Annotated in this window: 18 protein-coding genes; 17 read left to right on the top strand and 1 reads right to left on the bottom strand. The window is 36.9% G+C overall.

Annotated elements, in window-relative coordinates:
- The first annotated feature begins 1 nt into the window (after position 1).
- The 7 genes from NH286_RS00180 to recQ are packed head-to-tail and all read left to right on the top strand — an operon-like array spanning position 2 to position 6,607.
- A complete protein-coding gene (locus tag NH286_RS00180; protein WP_106460821.1) occupies positions 2-823 on the top strand; it encodes an energy-coupling factor transporter ATPase in 822 nt (273 codons plus the stop codon).
- Entirely contained in the window at positions 820-1,677 is an 858-nt protein-coding gene (locus NH286_RS00175; protein ID WP_106460820.1) for an energy-coupling factor transporter ATPase, read from the top strand. The genes NH286_RS00180 and NH286_RS00175 overlap by 4 nt, the downstream gene beginning before the upstream one ends.
- A complete protein-coding gene (locus NH286_RS00170; protein ID WP_265235933.1) occupies positions 1,670-2,467 on the top strand; it encodes an energy-coupling factor transporter transmembrane component T family protein in 798 nt (265 codons plus the stop codon). The genes NH286_RS00175 and NH286_RS00170 overlap by 8 nt, the downstream gene beginning before the upstream one ends.
- Positions 2,461-3,201 (top strand): tRNA pseudouridine(38-40) synthase TruA, encoded by a 741-nt coding sequence (gene truA, locus NH286_RS00165; RefSeq protein ID WP_265235931.1) that lies wholly within the window; start codon positions 2,461-2,463, stop codon positions 3,199-3,201. Before NH286_RS00170 ends, truA begins: the two co-directional genes overlap by 7 nt.
- Positions 3,198-3,590, top strand: a complete 393-nt coding sequence (locus tag NH286_RS00160; protein ID WP_106460817.1) for a hypothetical protein — start codon at positions 3,198-3,200, stop codon at positions 3,588-3,590. The genes truA and NH286_RS00160 overlap by 4 nt, the downstream gene beginning before the upstream one ends.
- Positions 3,580-4,770 (top strand): DUF4097 domain-containing protein, encoded by a 1,191-nt coding sequence (locus NH286_RS00155; RefSeq protein ID WP_265235929.1) that lies wholly within the window; start codon positions 3,580-3,582, stop codon positions 4,768-4,770. Before NH286_RS00160 ends, NH286_RS00155 begins: the two co-directional genes overlap by 11 nt.
- A 34-nt stretch (positions 4,771-4,804) precedes the next feature.
- Positions 4,805-6,607, top strand: a complete 1,803-nt coding sequence (recQ, locus tag NH286_RS00150; RefSeq protein ID WP_265235927.1) for a DNA helicase RecQ — start codon at positions 4,805-4,807, stop codon at positions 6,605-6,607.
- A gap of 38 nt (positions 6,608-6,645) precedes the next feature.
- Here recQ and asnA read toward each other — a convergent pair whose 3' ends face one another.
- The gene (gene asnA, locus NH286_RS00145) at positions 6,646-7,656 is read right to left on the bottom strand and encodes an aspartate--ammonia ligase (RefSeq protein ID WP_414826861.1); all 1,011 of its coding nucleotides are present in this window, start codon (positions 7,654-7,656) and stop codon (positions 6,646-6,648) included.
- A gap of 292 nt (positions 7,657-7,948) precedes the next feature.
- Between asnA and NH286_RS00140 the strand changes: the two genes are divergently transcribed.
- The 10 genes from NH286_RS00140 (at position 7,949) to NH286_RS00095 (ending at position 17,500) form a co-directional block, all read left to right on the top strand.
- Positions 7,949-9,334, top strand: coding sequence for a uracil-xanthine permease family protein (locus NH286_RS00140; RefSeq protein WP_265235923.1), 1,386 nt, complete (start codon positions 7,949-7,951; stop codon positions 9,332-9,334).
- Between the two features lie 140 nt (positions 9,335-9,474).
- Positions 9,475-10,413 carry a substrate-binding domain-containing protein gene (locus tag NH286_RS00135; RefSeq protein WP_265235921.1) on the top strand — a complete coding sequence of 313 codons (939 nt, stop codon included), beginning with the start codon at positions 9,475-9,477 and terminating at the stop codon, positions 10,411-10,413.
- A 1-nt stretch (position 10,414) separates the two neighbouring features.
- Positions 10,415-11,278 (top strand): phosphate ABC transporter permease subunit PstC, encoded by an 864-nt coding sequence (pstC, locus tag NH286_RS00130; protein WP_265235919.1) that lies wholly within the window; start codon positions 10,415-10,417, stop codon positions 11,276-11,278.
- A gap of 8 nt (positions 11,279-11,286) precedes the next feature.
- Positions 11,287-12,102: a phosphate ABC transporter permease PstA gene (gene pstA / locus NH286_RS00125; RefSeq protein ID WP_265235917.1), complete on the top strand. Its 816-nt coding sequence runs from the start codon at positions 11,287-11,289 to the stop codon at positions 12,100-12,102.
- A gap of 114 nt (positions 12,103-12,216) precedes the next feature.
- Positions 12,217-12,972: a phosphate ABC transporter ATP-binding protein PstB gene (gene pstB / locus NH286_RS00120; protein WP_265236154.1), complete on the top strand. Its 756-nt coding sequence runs from the start codon at positions 12,217-12,219 to the stop codon at positions 12,970-12,972.
- Positions 12,973-12,976: 4 nt separating this feature from the next.
- On the top strand, positions 12,977-13,594 hold the full coding sequence (locus tag NH286_RS00115) for a PhoU domain-containing protein (protein WP_265235915.1): 618 nt from the start codon (positions 12,977-12,979) through the stop codon (positions 13,592-13,594).
- Positions 13,595-14,254 (top strand): response regulator transcription factor, encoded by a 660-nt coding sequence (locus NH286_RS00110; RefSeq protein ID WP_106460808.1) that lies wholly within the window; start codon positions 13,595-13,597, stop codon positions 14,252-14,254.
- Entirely contained in the window at positions 14,251-15,555 is a 1,305-nt protein-coding gene (locus tag NH286_RS00105; RefSeq protein ID WP_265235914.1) for an ATP-binding protein, read from the top strand. The genes NH286_RS00110 and NH286_RS00105 overlap by 4 nt, the downstream gene beginning before the upstream one ends.
- A gap of 75 nt (positions 15,556-15,630) precedes the next feature.
- Complete coding sequence (locus tag NH286_RS00100) at positions 15,631-15,939, top strand: hypothetical protein (protein WP_106460806.1); 309 nt, start codon at positions 15,631-15,633, stop codon at positions 15,937-15,939.
- A gap of 22 nt (positions 15,940-15,961) precedes the next feature.
- Positions 15,962-17,500, top strand: a complete 1,539-nt coding sequence (locus NH286_RS00095) for a 4Fe-4S dicluster domain-containing protein (RefSeq protein WP_265235913.1) — start codon at positions 15,962-15,964, stop codon at positions 17,498-17,500.
- Positions 17,501-17,629 lie beyond the last annotated feature (129 nt).

The raw sequence follows: 17,629 nt of genomic DNA, 5'->3' as shown, positions 1-17,629 counted from the left end.
GATGATAAAAATTGAAAATGTGACCTATACCTACCCAGGTATAGACGAAGAAACAGAAGGAAAGACAGCTTTGGATAATATATCCATTGATATAGAAAAGGGGGACTTTGTAGCAATTTTGGGCCACAACGGCTCAGGCAAGTCCACCCTTGGCAAGCTCTTGAATGCTCAAATTTCGCCAAGTGCAGGCACAATAAGTATAGATGGGATAGTCAGTAATGAAGAAAACCAGTGGGAGATAAGAAAAAAATGCTCAATGGTATTTCAAAACCCTGATAACCAAATGGTTGCCACAACTGTCGAAGAAGAAGTTGCCTTTGGGCCAGAAAATTTAAGGGTGGAGCATCCTGAACTTAGGGAAAGGGTAGATAAGGCCATCGACCTAGTTGGCATGAGTGCCTTTAAGAAAAGAAACCCATCCAACCTCTCAGGTGGCCAAAAGCAGAGGGTATCAATTGCAGGTGTTATTGCCATGCTATCAGATTATATAATCTTTGATGAACCAACAGCCATGCTTGATCCCCAAGGTCGTAAGGATGTAATTGAGTTAATCCAAAGCTTAAATAAAGATTACAAAAAAACTATAATCTACGTTACCCACTACATGGAAGAGGCTGTCCTTGCCGATAAGATAGTAGTCCTAGATTCGGGCAAAAAGGCCCTAGAGGGCACAAGCAGAGAAGTCTTCTCCCAAGTAGATAAGATGAAAGAGCTAGGCCTAGCAGTGCCACAAGTGACAGAAGTAGCTTACGGACTTTCAAAAAAAGGGGTCGAATTTGATAGACTACCCCTTACAGCTGAGGAGTTTTTGGAAAGCATATGAAAATAGAAATAAAGGATGTTGATTATATCTACAACGAGGGCCTGCCGAATGAGGTATATGCCCTAAAAGATATCAACTTAGAGATAAATAGCAAAGAAATAATAGGCCTTATAGGCCAAACAGGATCAGGTAAGTCAACCCTAGTCCAACTTTTAAATGGTCTTTTGATCCCAAGTCATGGAGATGTTATAATAGATGGAATAAATTCTAAGGAAAAGGCAAAGAGAAAGGCTGCCAGATTTAAGGTTGGCCTAGTCTTCCAATATCCAGAAAACCAGCTATTTGAAGAAACCATAGCCAAAGATATTGCCTTTGGTCCTAAAAATATGGGCCTTAAGGAAGATGAGATTGATAAGAGAGTTAGATCTGCCATGGCCAAGGTAGGCCTTGATTATGAGACCTATAAGGATGTATCACCTTTTGAAATATCAGGTGGTCAGCAAAGAAGGGTTGCCGTCGCAGGAATCCTTTCGATGAATCCAAAGGTCCTTGTTCTAGATGAGCTTACAGCAGGACTTGACCCTATAGGACGTGATGAGATATTTTCTGAAATCCTAGATATATACAATAATGACGATGAGCTTTCGATAGTATTAGTTAGCCATTCTATGGAAGATGTGGCAGAATATGTTGATAGGGTAATTGTTATGAATAAGGGGGAAGTTTACTCAGATAAGTCAACTTTTGAGACCTTCACCCAAGTAGACCTAGAATCAATCGGACTTGATGTACCTCAAATTACAAAATTTATGAGGGCCTACAAGAAGAAAAATCCAGATGTAGATGATAAAATTTACACAGTTGATAAGGCGATAGAAGAACTTTACAAGCACTTAGGAGCTAAGAATGGCTAATATTACAATAGGACAATACCTACCTTTTGATACCTTCATCCACAGGCTTGACCCAAGAGTTAAGATTGTGGGGGTATTTTTATATATAATTACAATATTTTTTGTTAAGGACTTTTATACTTATATTCCCTTTGTAATACTTTTAATAGCTATGCTTGCAGTTGCAAAGATACCATTTAAGTCAATCCTTAGGTCCCTTAAGCCCTTAATTTTCATAATAGTACTAACAGGTCTAATTAACCTTGTAACCACACCAGGCAAGGTAATCTTTACAGTCGGACCTCTTAAATTTACTGAAGAAGGACTCTATAGGACTGCCTTTACAATTTTAAGGCTAATCCTAATAATCTTATCAACATCAGTCCTAACTTACACAACAAGCCCAATGGAATTAACCTATGGTCTAGAAAAGCTCTTTTCACCACTTAAAAAGATTGGTTTTCCAGCAGGAGAGCTTGCTATGATGATATCAATATCACTAAGGTTTATCCCAACACTCTTTGATGAAGCAAATAAGATAAAGATGGCCCAGATGGCAAGGGGAGCTGACTTTGAAAGTGGAAATATCATAGATAGGGCCGTGTCAATGGTTCCACTACTTGTGCCTTTGTTTATAAATGCCCTAAAAAGATCAGGAGATCTTGCAACAGCTATGGAAGCTAGGCTTTATAGGATAGGCGAAGAGCGCACAAGATTAAATGAAATTCATATGAAAAAGATCGATTGGATAAGCCTAATTGGCTTTACAATCTTTTGTCTAATCATAATAGTAATGTATTTTGTATGGTAAAAAATGTACTGATGGAAGTAGCCTTTGATGGGTCAGGCTTTTCTGGTTTTCAATACCAAAAGGATGTAAGAACCATCGAAGAAGAAATAAAAAAGGCAGTCAATAAGGTAAGTGGGGAAGAAAACAGGATAATAGCTTGCGGAAGGACAGATAGGGGAGTACATGCAAGGAGTTTTTATTTTAATTTCCTAACTGCATCTGATATAAATCCCAAGGCCTTTTCCTACCATATCCAAGCTCATCTGCCTGATGATATTCTAGCCCTTTCTTCAAAGGAAGTAGACCTTAATTTCCACGCTAGATTTTCTTGCCTAGATAAGACCTACAAGTATGTAATCTATCAAGATAGGCTTATGCATCCAGTATACAGGTTTTATATGGAAAATATAACATATAGGCTTGATTTAGATAAGTTAAAAGAGGGGCTTGATGTCCTAAAAGGAACCCATGATTTTAGGCTCTTTATGAAGGAAGATACAGACCTTAAGATAAATACTATAAGGACAATCGATGATTGTTATTTTAGTCAAGATGGTCCTAGGCTAAATTTATTTTTTAGGGCAAATTCATTTCTTCATAACCAAGTTAGGATAATGTCAGGTAGCCTAGTAGAACTTGCCAGAGGCAAGTTAAGTCTTGATGAATTTAGGGCCTTTTTTGACAAAGAAAATAAAAAAAGAGCAAATCCAGCCCTTTCTCCAGCAGGGCTTTATTTATGGGAGGTAAGATATTGATAAAAATAGATGTATTTAAAGAGTTAAAAGCTCTTCTAATCCTTATATTTATAGGCTCTTCTATATTTTTTGTAAGAGAAGAATTATTTCTTGCCTACCTAATCCTCATAAGTATATTCACCCTAATCTTAAATTTTTATATAAAAATAAATGAATTAGTAGTTACAAAGCAATTTTTTTTGATTTTTATATCATTAATAAATGTATTTTCTCTTGTTTTTGTGATACAATATTTACTAAGAGGAGAAATAAATTCAAAACTACTAGAATTAGTTTTTGCAAATTTTATGGTTAAAGCAAATAGCCTTTATTACGTGGGATGGCTATTTGTAATGACTTTTGGCATATTAGTAAATCAAAATATAGGCGGTGGTGACAGTGGACGATAAGAAGATAAAGATAGATGAAGATTTAATAGAAGATAAGAAAAAAGAAGAGTTCGAAAGTAAAAAAGACAAGGAAAATAGATTCAATACAGAATTTCAATTGCCTAACCCTCTAAAGAGTATAAATGAGCTTAACAAGAGGTCTTTAGTTTTTGGGATAATTGCAGTAATCCTTATAGGCCTTGTAATATTTATGATTAGCTCAAGGAAGAATGCATCTATCAAAAATGCCTCTACAAGCAGTCAAATAGATGAAAATTCCTACAACCAATCAAGAATTATGAGGGTTGACTTAAACCAAATCAAATCTATAGATTTTGACCTTGGTTCATCAGATGTTAGAATCCAAAGGTCACCAACAAATCCTTATATAGAATACACCCAATTATATAGGGGAGAAGATGATGCCTATAAGCTTGATGTAAGCTTTGAGGGCGGAGTTTTAAAACTTAAGTCCAAAATCGAGGGCAAAAATCTTTACATGAAGGATAAAATTCCAATAGTAAGGATTTTCTTGCCATCAGAAGGCGGTATCGAAGAGATTAAGGGCTCAATTGGAGCAGGTGATGTAAAGATTGATGACCTAGAAGTTAAAAACTTTGACCTAAAGATAAGAAGTGGAAATATTAGCTTAAACAATGGCTTTTTCCAAGGTTCTATCACAAATGAATCAGGATCTATTTCCCTAGATAAGAGTGAAATATCAAACACAATCCTTAAGACTACTACAGGTGATATAAAAATAACTGACAGCAAGTTAGGTAACAGACTAGACTTTGAAACTCAAACAGGAGATATCTTAGTAGATGCTAGGGATAAGATTGATAACTACGATCTTACAGCAAATCTTGAAGTGGGTAACTTCGTTCTTGGCAATATTTCATATAGGAATATAAAAGATGGCTACCAGTCAGAAAATAAGGGTAAAAATAAAGTCACCCTTAGAACAAAAATTGGTGACATTGTCTTTAATAGGGGCGAGGGAGCCAAGCTAGAACATGAAGAGTACCTAACAAATGAATCTAAGATTAAAAAAACAAAAGACAATGCCTTAGAGAAAAACATCGACAGGACTGAAAGAGAAAACAAAGAAAGAGAAGAATCTGAAGAAGATTCTGATCAAACAGACTCAGAAGACCAAAATGATACAAATATTGAAAATAGTGATGAAGAAAATAATTAAGTCCTAGGGCTTAATTATTTTTTTAAGGATAAATATGACAGGAAAGATATTAGACAAACTAAAAAAATACTTTGGCTATGACTCCTTTAGGGCAGGCCAGGAGGATTTGATAAATAATATCCTAGAAGGAAGGGATGTGCTCGGAGTCCTACCTACCGGTGGAGGCAAATCAATTTGCTACCAGTTGCCAGCACTAATAAAGAATGGGACAGCTATTGTTATCTCTCCCTTAATTTCTTTAATGAAAGACCAAGTTGATGCCCTGAGGGAAGATGGGATAAGGGCGTGTTTTATAAACTCAAGCCAGGACTATGAGACTTATGTTAACACACTAAAAGAAGTAAGAAATGGGGAAATAAAGCTATTATATGTGTCGCCAGAAAGGCTAGAAAATGAGTTTTTTAGAGACTTTTTAAAAGATATTGACATAAGCTTTGTGGCAGTTGATGAAGCCCACTGCATATCCCAATGGGGCCATGACTTTAGACCTTCTTATAAGTTAATACCAGAGCTTTACGAAATTCTAGGTGATGACCTACAAATCCTAGCCTTCACAGCCACAGCTACAAGAGAGGTAAGGGAAGATATAATAGCAAATCTAAGGCTTAAGGATCCCTTTGTCAAAATTACAGGTTTTGATAGGCCCAACCTTAAGTTTGAAATCAAAAAACCCAAGGAAAAGCTCAAATTTTTGAGAGACTATCTCAAAGATCACGAAAATGAATCGGGCATAATCTACGCATCTACCAGAAAAAGAGTTGATGATATAGATAGGAACTTAAAGGCCCTTGGCATAAAATCCACCAAATACCACGCAGGTCTGACTGAGCTTGATAGGAAAAAGGCCCAGGAAGACTTCCTCTTTGATAAAAAAGATATAATCGTAGCGACAAATGCCTTTGGCATGGGGATAGATAAGTCCAATGTGCGTTTTGTAATTCATTACAATATGCCAAAGGATATGGAATCCTACTACCAAGAGGCAGGTAGGGCAGGTCGTGATGGGGAAAACTCTGACTGTATCCTCCTTTACTCAGCCCAAGACATAATCATAAATAAGCACCTAATAAACCAAACTGATAATATGGCTTATAGGAGGATCCAGCTTGAAAAACTCCAAACCATCATAAATTATGTAAATACGAGTAAGTGCCTAAGGTCCTATATACTTGAATATTTTGGTCAAGATGCGATTAATGACTGTGGATTTTGCTCAAATTGCCTGGAGACCAGCGAGAAAATCGATAAGACGGTTGACGCCCAGAAGATCCTATCCTGTATTTACAGGCTTGACCAGAGATATGGGATAAATACAGTCGTTGATTGCCTTAGGGGGTCTAAGAATAAAAACTCAAGAGAGAAAAATTTAGAAAATATTTCAACCTTTGGCATCATGGCCAAGACCAGCCAAAAGGAAATCAAGGATATGGTCGCAGCCCTTTTAGCAGATGGCTACATCAAGGTCAATGGTCTTGATTATCCAATCCTTGCCCTGACAGAAAAATCAAAGGATATCTTATTTTCCAAAGATAAGTTTTATATAAGAAAAAGAGAAGAAGAAAAATCAACCAGCAAAAAGCACAAGTCAATGGATCTAGCAAATGCCGACCAAGAAGACCTATTTGAAAGGCTCAGAAGCCTAAGATTAGAGCTTTCAAAACAAAGAAAAATCCCACCATTTATAATATTTTCCGACCAATCCCTAAAGGACATGGCTATAAATAAGCCAAAGACAGAGGAAGAATTCCTAAGGATAAAGGGAGTCGGAGAGAAAAAACTAATACAGTATGGTGATCTTTTTATAGCAGAGATTAAAGAATATTTGCGAGAAAATTAAAAATCGCTTAGAAGGCAAGAGCCTTTTAAGCGATTTTTTTATAATAATTGTATTCCCTTGTTGGCGAGTGTCCTTCTTTGGCTGTCTGGCCAGTAGGATACTTGGACTTCTCCTATGTGGGCCTTTTGTAAGAAGAACATACATAGTCTTGATTGGCCGATTCCTCCACCGATTGTTTGTGGAAGCTTGTCATCAAGGAGGAGCCTGTGATAGTCGTATTTTAGCCTATCAAGGTTACCTGATTGTTTTAATTGTTCATTTAGCCTGTGGCTATCTACCCTGATTCCCATGGATGATAGCTCTAGGGCATCGTCAAGAACTGGGTTATAGACGATTATATCTCCATTTAGGAGCCAATCATCATAGTCTGGGGCACGGTTGTCATGCTTTTCTCCATTTGTTAAAATTGTACCAATTTGTGATAGGAATATTGCCCCAAATTCCTTGGCAGCAAGCCTTTCCCTTTCCTTGCTATCCTTATCTGGATACATGGCTAGAAGTTCCTGGCTTGTTAAAAATCTTATTTGATCTTTAAGAAGTTTTTGCCTTGTTGGAAGAAGACCGCATAGGTATTCATCTAGACTTTTCATAGTCCTGTAAATAATTTCTACTGTTTGCTTTAGATACTCCTCTGTCCTGTCTTCTTTGTCAATTATAAGCTCCCAATCCCATTGGTCTACATAAAAGGAATGGGTATTATCAGGCTCTTCGCATGCTCTAATGGCGTTCATGTCTGTGTAGAGGCCTTCGTGGGTCTTAAATTTATATTCCATGAGGGCGTATCTTTTCCATTTGGCTAGGGAATGGATAATTTCCATTTCTTCGTTATCAGCCTCTGGCAAGTTAAATGATACTGGTTTTTCTACGCCATTTAGGTTGTCATTTAAACCTGATTTGCTTGATACAAATAGGGGAGCCGATACCCTTTTTAAATTTAGGTTATTGGCTAGGTTGATTTGAAAATAATCTTTTATTTCCTTTATTAAAACTTGAGTCCTGTAAAGGTCCTCGTTTGACTTGTAGGCTTCTGGTATTACTAATTTCATTATTAATTCTCCATCTTCTATTTTTCGCTATTATTCTTCTATTTTACTTCTTTTATAGGAAAATAAAAATTGTACAAAACTAAAATTTTCTTTCGAAATTACTATAAAAAATAAGGTTTATAAATAACTTGACTTAAGGGATTTTAACTGTATAACTTATCTAGAAATGGTAGAAATAAATTTTTTGATTTATACATACTTATACTAGCCATTTCAAAAAAAGAACTAGGATAAATGAATAAGCTTGTCACCTGTAGGTGGCTTTTTCTTTGTCCAAAATAAAATAGGAGAGAAAATGGAAAGTAAATTTAAAGAATTGTTTCAATTTGAAGGCAAAGTTTCTTTCAAAGAAGCCTTCCCACTAGCTTTACAACACGTAATCGCAATGATTGCAGGTTGTGTAGCACCTGCTTTGATCTTTGCTGATGCAGCAGGCCTAAGTCACGCTGATAGCATTATACTTGTACAGATGGCCCTTATAGGATCAGCCCTCACTTCATTTTTGATGCTTTATCCAATAGGGATTTTGGGTAGTAAATTACCTATGATTTATGGTGTAGCCTTCCCATATGTACCAACCATGATTGCCCTTTGTGGTCAATTTGAATCACTAGGTCCCGAAGGAATTGTGGCCGTAGTTTTAGGAAGTCAATTAATAGGAGCTATTGTTTCTATAGTGTTCGGTCTTGCCCTCAAATATATAACACCATTTTTCCCACCTCTTGTATCAGGAACTGTAGTTTTGGCTATAGGCCTTACCCTATATCCAGTTGCTATTACAAATATGGGTGGAGCAGGATCAGTTATGGCCCCAGGTTGGGGAGCATGGCAATATTGGCTTGTTGGTATAATCACCCTTCTTGTAAATGTTGGTCTTAACCACTTTGGCAAGGGCATTACTAAACTTGCTTCAGTATTATTTGCCATGGTTGTTGGCTATATCATAGCATTTTTCTTTGATATGGTAGACCTATCACCAGTTAGGGAAGCAGGTTGGTTATCAGTAGCAGCACCACTTCACTTTGGCATAAAATTTGAACCATCAGCCATAATTTCCTTTGTAATCATCTTTATGGTTACATGTATAGAAGGAATTGGAGATATGTCATCAACCACCATCGGAGGAATGGATAGAAACCCAACAGATGATGAGCTTAGGGGAGGAATTGTAGGTTTTGGTGTGGCAAATGTTATAGGTGCCTTTATAGGATGTCTTCCAACAGCTACATTTTCACAAAATGCTGGTATTGTTTCAGTAAACAAGGTTATAAATAGGAAGGTATTTTTCCAAGCAGGCCTAATAATACTTATAGCAGGCTTTATGCCAAAAATATCATCCCTACTTACAACAATCCCAGCTCCAGTAGTAGGAGGCGCAACCCTTTCAGTATTTGCAGCCATCACTATGAATGGTATCAGGATGATAACCGAACAACCACTTACAGTGAGAAACACTTCTATAGTAGGAATTGCAATTGCTATTGGCTTTGGTTTTACAACCATAGTTACAACAGCTGAATCTGCAGGCATAACATTTATGCCAGAGGCTCTTAAAAATGCAATCGGGGTTTCTCCAGTAGTCCTTGCTGCTCTCACATCAATTTTGATGAATGTAATGATTCCTGAAACAGATGCAGATAAGAAGCAAGGATCAACTCTTGAAGAAGTCTTAGAAGGCTAAATTTTTTAAAAGAGACCAGTAAAATGGTCTTTTTTTGTGGGGATTTTTAGATTTTACATAGATTTTACATAACCTTAAAACGGATTTAGTATTGGCCTAGTATTATAGATATCGAAAGAAAAACTTTTAAGGAGTTAAAAATGAAAATTACAAATAAAAAAATTTTAGCAGCAACACTTTCACTAGGACTTATCCTTGCAGGATGCGGAAATGGTGATCAGGCAAAAGAAGAAACAAAAACAGAAACAGCTACAGAGAAACCAGCAAAGGAAGAAGCAGCAAGCAAGACAGATGCAGCTGATTATGAATTTACTGTAGTTTCTAGAGAAGATGGTTCAGGTACAAGGGGTGCCTTCATAGAGCTAGTCGGCCTTGAAGAAGAAGTAGACGGCGAGAAAGAAGACATGACTACCCTTGCCGCAGTAGTTCAAAACTCTACCAATGCTGTTATGCAAACAGTAGCTGGCGATGAAGGAGCAATTGGCTATATCTCATTAGGTTCTCTAAATGATACAGTTAAGGCTGTTAAGGTAGAAGGAGTCGAGGCTACAGAAGAAAACATAGCTTCTGGCGAATATAAGATTTCTAGACCATTTAACCTTGCCTACAAAGAAGCTGAATTATCAGACCTTGCCAAAGACTTCCTTAAATTTGTAATAAGCGAAGATGCCCAAGCCCTAAGCCTAGAAGAAGGCTATGTCCCACTTAAGGATTCTGAAAAATACCAGGCAAGTGGTGCTAAGGGAACACTCACAGTAGCAGGTTCTACCTCAGTAACCCCACTTATGGAAAAAATGGTAGAAAAATATAAGGAACTAAATCCAGAAGCCAACATCGAAATCCAATCAACTGGATCATCTGCAGGAATTGAAGCAGTAATAGATGGTGCAGCTGACATAGCAATGGCATCCCGTGAACTAAAAGATGAAGAAAAAGACAAGCTAGCCGTAGAGGTAATAGCTACAGATGGTATAGCCGTAATAGTTAATAAAGATAGCAAACTTGAAGATTTGACCATAGATCAACTAAAACAAATCTTTAAGGGCGAAATCTCAAATACAAGCGAATTAGGAAAGTAAAATGGAAAAGATAAGGGAAAAAATCGGCGAGATAATTTTCCTCTTGTCTGCAGTAATGTCCGTATTTCTTATCTTACTTATCATATTCTTCATATTTTCTGAGGGTATGAAGTTTGTAAATGAATACGGACTTTTAAAATTCATCACAGGCTCAACTTGGAAACCAACTGCAGGCAATCCAAAATTTGGTATAAAACCAATGATAGTAGGATCTCTTATCGTAACCTTAGTATCAACATTAATAGCAGTACCCTTTGGCCTAGCCATATCAATATTTATGGCCTATTATGCCAAAAAATCATACGGCTCGCTCAAGTCACTCATCAACCTCATGGCAGCAATCCCATCAGTAGTATATGGTTTCTTTGCAATGATGGTCCTAGTGCCTTTAGTTAAGGATATATTTGGAGTTAAAAGTGGTATGAACATGCTCACAGCATCCCTCCTCCTTGCCATCATGATCCTACCGACTATGGTAAATATCTCAGAAAACTCCCTAAGGCAGGTGCCAAAGACCTTTATGACAGGATCCCTTGCCCTTGGAGCAAGCAAGGAAGAGACCATTGCCAAGGTCCTAGTGCCATATGCCAAATCAGGAATATTTTCATCAATAATCCTTGCCATAGGCAGAGCCATAGGTGAAACCATGGCAGTCTACCTAGTCATAGGTAACCAGCCTATGATGCCAACATCCCTCCTAAAGGGAGCAAGAACCCTAACAACAAACATAGTACTAGAGATGGGTTATGCATCAGGTATGCACAGGCAGGCCCTAATAGCTACAGGCATGGTCCTCTTTTGCTTTATCCTGATCATAAACATATTATTTAATATCATACGAAATAAAACAGAAAGCAAATTTTAGGAGCTAAGATGAGTAAATTATTTAAAGGTCTAATAATGACCCTAACAACCCTAGGCTATGCTGTATCGGGAATCATCATCGCCTATATCCTATTTGAAGGCATACCTAATATATCGCCGGGACTTTTCTCTCTGAAATACACATCAGAAAATGTCTCAATCATGCCTTCCTTGATAGCAACCCTGATGACAATCCTTCTAACCCTAATCGTGTCCCTACCAGTAGGAATCTTTACAGCCATCTACCTATCAAATTACGCAAAAAACAAATTTTTAATACAGGCAGTTAGGTTTTCAACAGAAATCCTATCATCAATCCCATCTATAGTCTATGGCTTGTTTGGCTACCTATTTTTTGTAACAAGAACAGGACTTGGACTTGGAATGAAATATTCTCTCCTTGCAGGATGTTTGACAGTAGCCATCATGGTCCTACCTACAATTATAAGGACCACAGAAGAGGCAATTCTTACAGTAAACCCTCAAAAGGCCCAAGCATCCCTAGCTCTAGGAGCGACAAAGATCCAGACCATCTTTAAGGTGATACTTCCAGATGCCATGGACGGAATCCTAGGGGGAATCTTCCTATCCACAGGAAGAATAGTAGGAGAATCTGCAGCCCTAATCTATACCATGGGAACCCACCCAGAAATACCAAAAAGTTTATTTGACTCAGCAAGAACTATGGCAGTGCACATGTATGTCCTATCAAGTGAGGGATTTCATGTAAAAGAAGCCTATGCCACAGCGGTCCTACTACTTGCTTTTGTAGTGATAATAAACTTCCTATCTGCAAAAATAAGCAAGAAAATAGTCAAAGCTTAGGAGAATAAAATGGAAAATAAAAAAGAAAAGTCTCTTGAAAAAAATATAGACCAAGAGCTAAAAGATATAAAAAAATCAAACAAAAAAATCTTTAAGGAAAGAGTAGTCGAAGACATGGGCACATCAATCCTTGTAAAGGACTTAAAGCTATGGTATGACGACTTCATGGCCTTAAAAAATATAAATATGGATATCAGAAAAGGCAAGGTAACAGCCTTCATAGGCCCCTCTGGCTGTGGCAAGTCTACAACCCTAAAATGCTTTAATAGGATGAATGACCTTGTTGATTCGTGTAAAATAGAAGGTTTAATAGAAATAGAGGGGCAGGATATTTACAAAAAAGATGTGGATGTCGTCTCCCTTCGTAGAAATGTAGGAATGGTCTTCCAATCACCAAACCCTTTTTCAAAATCAATCTATGACAATATAACATACGGGCCAAAAATAAGTGGAATCAGAGATAAGGATAGTCTTGATGAAATCGTAGAAAAATCCCTAAAATCTGCAGCAATTTGGGATGAGGTAAAGGATAAGCTTAAGCAAAATGCCCTATCACTATCAGGTGGCCAGCAGCAAAGGATATGTATAGCAAGGACCCTATCAGTAAATCCTGAAATAATTCTAATGGATGAGCCAACAAGTGCCTTAGATCCAATATCAACAGCAGCCATAGAAGAGCTAATGGATCAGCTAAAAGAAAATTACACAATAGTAATAGTAACCCACAACATGCAACAGGCAGCGAGGATTTCTGACCAAACAGCCTTCTTCCTAACAGGAGAAGTTATAGAGATGGCTGATACAAAAAAAATCTTTGAAAACCCAGCTGATAAGAGGACTGAAGATTATATCACAGGAAGGTTTGGATGATATGATGAGAAGTAGATTTATAAACGACCTAGACTCAATCAAGGAAATGTCAAGCAAGGTCAACCAGCTAATATTAATATCCTATGATAGATTTGACCTATATTTGGAAAGCAAGAATAAAGAAAATTTAGACCATGTAATAGAGCTTTATGATGATATTAGAAGGGGAGCAAGCGGGGTGGAAAATTTCTGCTTTGAACTCCTTGCCCTCCAACAACCGGTAGCAAGCGATTTAAGGTTTTTGCAAATGGAAATAAAGCTTGCCTCAAGTCAAAAAAGAATCGCAAGCCATCTCACATCGGCAGCGACCATCCTAAAAGAATACGACCTTACAGATCAAGAGGCAAACTTTTTAAAAGAATTTATAGCCAATGAAAAGGAAATGGCCCTTGATTCTATGAAGGCTTTTGTAGATGATGATAAGGACTTAGCTCATAAAACCATAGATAAAGACGAAATAAACAACAAATTATTTGTAGATGCAATAAATTATACAGCAAAACTAAACAAAGACGATAAGATAGGAGCGGTGGAATTGTCAAATAAAATCCTCTTATTCAAATACTTTGAAAGATTAGGAGATAGGCTAAGAAGAGTAGCAGAATTAGCAACGAGGTTATAAATGATATATGTAGTTGAAGATGACAAGGCAATAAGAAATTTAGTAGCCTACGCCCTGGGTGAGAAGGGCTATGAGCTAAAGACCTTTGAGGATGGAATCGATATAGTAGATATCATAAGGGATAAGCCTTGCGATTTATTACTTCTTGACCTAATGCTGCCAGGCAAGGACGGGATAGAAATTTTAAAGGAAATAAGAGAATTTTCTGACCTGCCAGTAATAATACTTACAGCCAAGACCGATGAATTTGATAAGGTCCTAGGCCTAGAAAGTGGGGCAGATGACTATATAAGTAAGCCTTTTTCAATCCTAGAACTTTTAAGTAGGGTCAAGGCAGTCCTAAGAAGGTCAAACAAAAAAGATACCGACCATATCAACTACAAAAACATAAGCATTAACACAAAAAAACGTACGGTCAAGGTCGATGGGGAAAAAATTGACCTAACCTACAAAGAATTTGAAATGCTAAATTTATTTATGAACAACTTAAGTAATGTCATAACCAGGGATGATTTTCTAATAAAAATCTGGGGCTATGACTACCAAGGAGAAACAAGAACCGTAGATGTCCATATAGCAAGCTTAAGAAGCAAGCTAAAGGATGCGGGAAAATATATAAAGACAGTAAGAAATCTCGGTTATAAATTTGGAGAAATATGAAAAAGTTAACTAAAAAATCCCTAATCACATCAGCAACCATAGCTAGCATCCTAGCTGTGGTTGTAGCTTTATATAGCAAAGATTACATAAATATCTTAATATTTTATCTAGGAAGTCTTGCAATTTTAATTAGTTCGCACCTCTTTATAGATAAAAAACTTGATAGCTATGCAAGCAAGGTCAGTGATTTCAATAAATATTACGAGTTCAAAGACATAGGCGATGATTTTGAAGATGTGGGCAAGATTTATAGAAATTTATTAAATAAAAATGTTAGACTAGAAAAAAAAGTTTCCATGCTACAAAGAAAGATTGACCAGCTTAAGGCTATGACATCAAACATGGAAGAAGGATTTATCATTTTTGATAGCAAGGGCAAGGTAGATATGATGAATGAATCTGCCAAGACCTTCCTAAATAAGGATGAGAGTGTCCATCTAGAAAATCTAATCAACAAAAAAGAATACCTCCTTGCCGTAAGGGAAGTAAAGCTTACATCTAAGTCCAGATCCCTATCTATAGACGTAAATAATTACCATCTAAAATTATTTATAGACCCGATAAACGAGGACTGGAAGATGGGCTTTGTAGTCATAGTCATAGATTATTCGGAAACTAGGAAGGCAGAGCTAATGAGAAGGGAATTTTCTGGCAATGTCACCCACGAACTAAAAAGCCCACTTACATCAATAAATGGCTACGCAGAGCTAATTGCTACAGGCCTAGCTAAGGATAAAGACATAAGAGAATTTGCTCAGATTATTTATGAAGAAGGCAATAGACTCTTAGAAATAATTGATGATATCCTAAAAATATCAAGGCTAGATGAGAGAGATTTTGAGCTAAGCAAAAGCCAGATAGATTTAAAAGATGAAATGGATACAATAATCAAAAAATTTGCCCATGCATCTGATAAAAAGGGCATAAAAGTAATAAACCGCCTAGATAATTTTAAAATTTATAGCCAGAAATCTCTATTTGTCGACCTCTTATCAAATATTTACGAAAATGCCATCAAATATAATAAGGAAGGCGGAGAAATAGAAATATATTCTCTACTTGAAGCAAGCTCTATAAAGCTTTGTATAAGGGACACAGGAATAGGGATTGCAAATTCTGACATCAAAAGAGTCTTTGAAAGATTTTATGTGGTAGATAAGTCTAGGGATAGGAAGGTAAAATCAACTGGCCTTGGTCTATCTATAGTCAAACATATAGCAGATTATTTAGAAATGGATATAAGTCTAGAAAGCACTCTGGGAGAGGGTTCTATCTTTATCATCAATATAAATTTAGAATAAAATGTAAATCCATATTGAATTATTATGTTAAATTTGTTACAATCATAGTAGGACTATATAAAAAAGGAGAATAAAATGAAGGTAACTATATGCTCATGTGCTAGGTGTACTGCCCACGGCAATGAATATTTGCATGATTCAGCTGAAATAGTAAAAAGGGATGTGGAAGTTGCTTACGAAGTAGATGATCTAGGTAATGCTCCAGAGATTGAAATAATCTACGCAAACATAATGGATGAAGTTGAAGATTCAAAAAGACTATCACCAATTGTCAAAATTGATGACGAATACATAACAAAAGCAAAACCAGAAGTATTGATGGATAAGATGTATAGCACTATCAATGTTGATAGGCAGGCTAAGAAAAAAGCAAAGAATAAGTAAAAAATAAGTAGTTGAGGTAATAATGAAAGAATCGTACATAGATATATTAAACATAAGAAGGATGGCTTTTGAGGCAGTTGCAAAAATTGCCTACGAAAATAGGCCACTAACAGATATTGGACTAGAAGTTTATAACATACTTCCAGGTGAGGAAGCATCTTACAGGGAAAATATCTTTAGAGAAAGAGCTGTAATGGGCGAGAGACTAAGGATGTGTATAGGTCTTGATGCAAGAACAGCTGATAAGACAGAAGCCATAACAGCAGGCCTAGATGGAATGGATGTCGACAGAAGAATCTACCACCCACCTTTAGTACAAGTTATCAAAATCGCCTGCGAAGCTTGTCCAGAAAACAAGGTAACAGTTACAGACCAATGCCACGCTTGTATAGGCCACCCATGTGTAAATGTCTGCCCTAAAAACGCAGTCAGCTATTCAGCAAAGGGTGCTGTAATTGACCAAGATAAGTGTATCAAATGCGGCAAGTGCGTTGATGCTTGTCCATATAATGCAATTAACCACCAAAAGAGACCTTGTGCAGAATCTTGTGGTGTAAAGGCAATCAAATCAGATGAACTAGGCCGTGCATCAATAGATGAAGATAAGTGTGTAGCTTGTGGTAGATGTATCATAACCTGCCCATTTGGTGCTATTTCAGATAAGGGAGAAATTTATCAATTAATAAAATCCCTCCAATCAGATAGAAAAGTATATGCAATAGTAGCTCCATCCTTCGTAGGTCAATTTGGAGCAAATGTAAGCCCAAAACAAATTAGAGAAGCTGTTAAAATGCTAGGCTTTGATGATATGATAGAAGTAGGACTTGGTGCTGACCTTACAACCATGAACGAAGCACACGAATTCTTAGAATCTGTACCAACAGGCAAGATTCCATTTATGGGTACATCATGCTGCTTCTCTTGGAAACTTATGGTAAGGAAGAACTTCCCAGACATTAACGACAAGATTTCAGAATCATCAACACCAATGATCTACTCAGGTAAGCAAATGAAAAAACGTGATCCAAATTGCGAAGTAGTATTCATAGGACCATGTATTTCTAAAAAGCTTGAAGCCCTAGAACCAGAAGTAGCTGAGGTAATAGACTTTGTAATAACCTACGAAGAGCTTCTAGGAATGCTCCTTGCCAAAGGTATTGAGCCAGCTGAGATAGAAGTAGAAGATGAAATCATGGATGCTTCAGAAACAGGTAGATACTACGCAGTAAGCGGTGGAGTAGCTAAGGCAGTTGAAAAGAGAATCCACGAAATAGATCCTGATGTAAAAGTAGAAATGGAAAATGCAGAAGGTCTAGCTGACTGTGTCAAACTGGCAAGAATGGCTAAACTTGGCAAGATGAATGGCAAGCTAATCGAAGGAATGGCTTGTATGGGAGGCTGTGTAGGCGGTCCTGGTACAGTAGTTGATAATAGAAAGAGCGGCAAGGCAGTACTAGCCTTCTCTAAAGAATCAATCTTCAAATCTCCAGCAGATAATACCAATATCCCAGTTGAAGATAGGCCAGATGATAGCAAATTACAAGTAACAAAAGAAGACTAAAAATTATTATAAATGACAGGCAAAGACATTAACTTTGTCTGTCATTTTTCTTTGGTCAAAATTATAAGAATTTCTTAAAATCTGATAGTGAAAATCAATTGCAGGCTTATAAAAAATATGATAAAATAA

The organism is Anaerococcus sp. NML200574 (assembly GCF_026131665.1).
GTDB classification, from domain to species: Bacteria; Bacillota; Clostridia; order Tissierellales; family Peptoniphilaceae; genus Anaerococcus; species Anaerococcus kampingae.
The sequence above is the reverse complement of the archived record's forward strand: the minus strand, read 5'-3'. Positions and strand labels throughout refer to the sequence as shown.

Excerpts from the sequence above, each read along its gene's own strand:
- recQ (WP_265235927.1), top strand. The coding sequence starts at position 4,805 with ATGACAGGAAAGATATTAGACAAACTAAAAAAATACTTTGGCTATGAC.
- NH286_RS00140 (WP_265235923.1), top strand. The coding sequence starts at position 7,949 with ATGGAAAGTAAATTTAAAGAATTGTTTCAATTTGAAGGCAAAGTTTCT.
- pstC (WP_265235919.1), top strand. The coding sequence starts at position 10,415 with ATGGAAAAGATAAGGGAAAAAATCGGCGAGATAATTTTCCTCTTGTCT.
- NH286_RS00100 (WP_106460806.1), top strand. The coding sequence starts at position 15,631 with ATGAAGGTAACTATATGCTCATGTGCTAGGTGTACTGCCCACGGCAAT.
- NH286_RS00115 (WP_265235915.1), top strand. The coding sequence starts at position 12,977 with ATGAGAAGTAGATTTATAAACGACCTAGACTCAATCAAGGAAATGTCA.
- NH286_RS00170 (WP_265235933.1), top strand. The coding sequence starts at position 1,670 with ATGGCTAATATTACAATAGGACAATACCTACCTTTTGATACCTTCATC.
- NH286_RS00105 (WP_265235914.1), top strand. The coding sequence starts at position 14,251 with ATGAAAAAGTTAACTAAAAAATCCCTAATCACATCAGCAACCATAGCT.
- pstB (WP_265236154.1), top strand. The coding sequence starts at position 12,217 with ATGGGCACATCAATCCTTGTAAAGGACTTAAAGCTATGGTATGACGAC.
- NH286_RS00175 (WP_106460820.1), top strand. The coding sequence starts at position 820 with ATGAAAATAGAAATAAAGGATGTTGATTATATCTACAACGAGGGCCTG.
- NH286_RS00110 (WP_106460808.1), top strand. The coding sequence starts at position 13,595 with ATGATATATGTAGTTGAAGATGACAAGGCAATAAGAAATTTAGTAGCC.
- pstA (WP_265235917.1), top strand. The coding sequence starts at position 11,287 with ATGAGTAAATTATTTAAAGGTCTAATAATGACCCTAACAACCCTAGGC.
- truA (WP_265235931.1), top strand. The coding sequence starts at position 2,461 with ATGGTAAAAAATGTACTGATGGAAGTAGCCTTTGATGGGTCAGGCTTT.
- NH286_RS00180 (WP_106460821.1), top strand. The coding sequence starts at position 2 with ATGATAAAAATTGAAAATGTGACCTATACCTACCCAGGTATAGACGAA.
- NH286_RS00135 (WP_265235921.1), top strand. The coding sequence starts at position 9,475 with ATGAAAATTACAAATAAAAAAATTTTAGCAGCAACACTTTCACTAGGA.
- NH286_RS00095 (WP_265235913.1), top strand. The coding sequence starts at position 15,962 with ATGAAAGAATCGTACATAGATATATTAAACATAAGAAGGATGGCTTTT.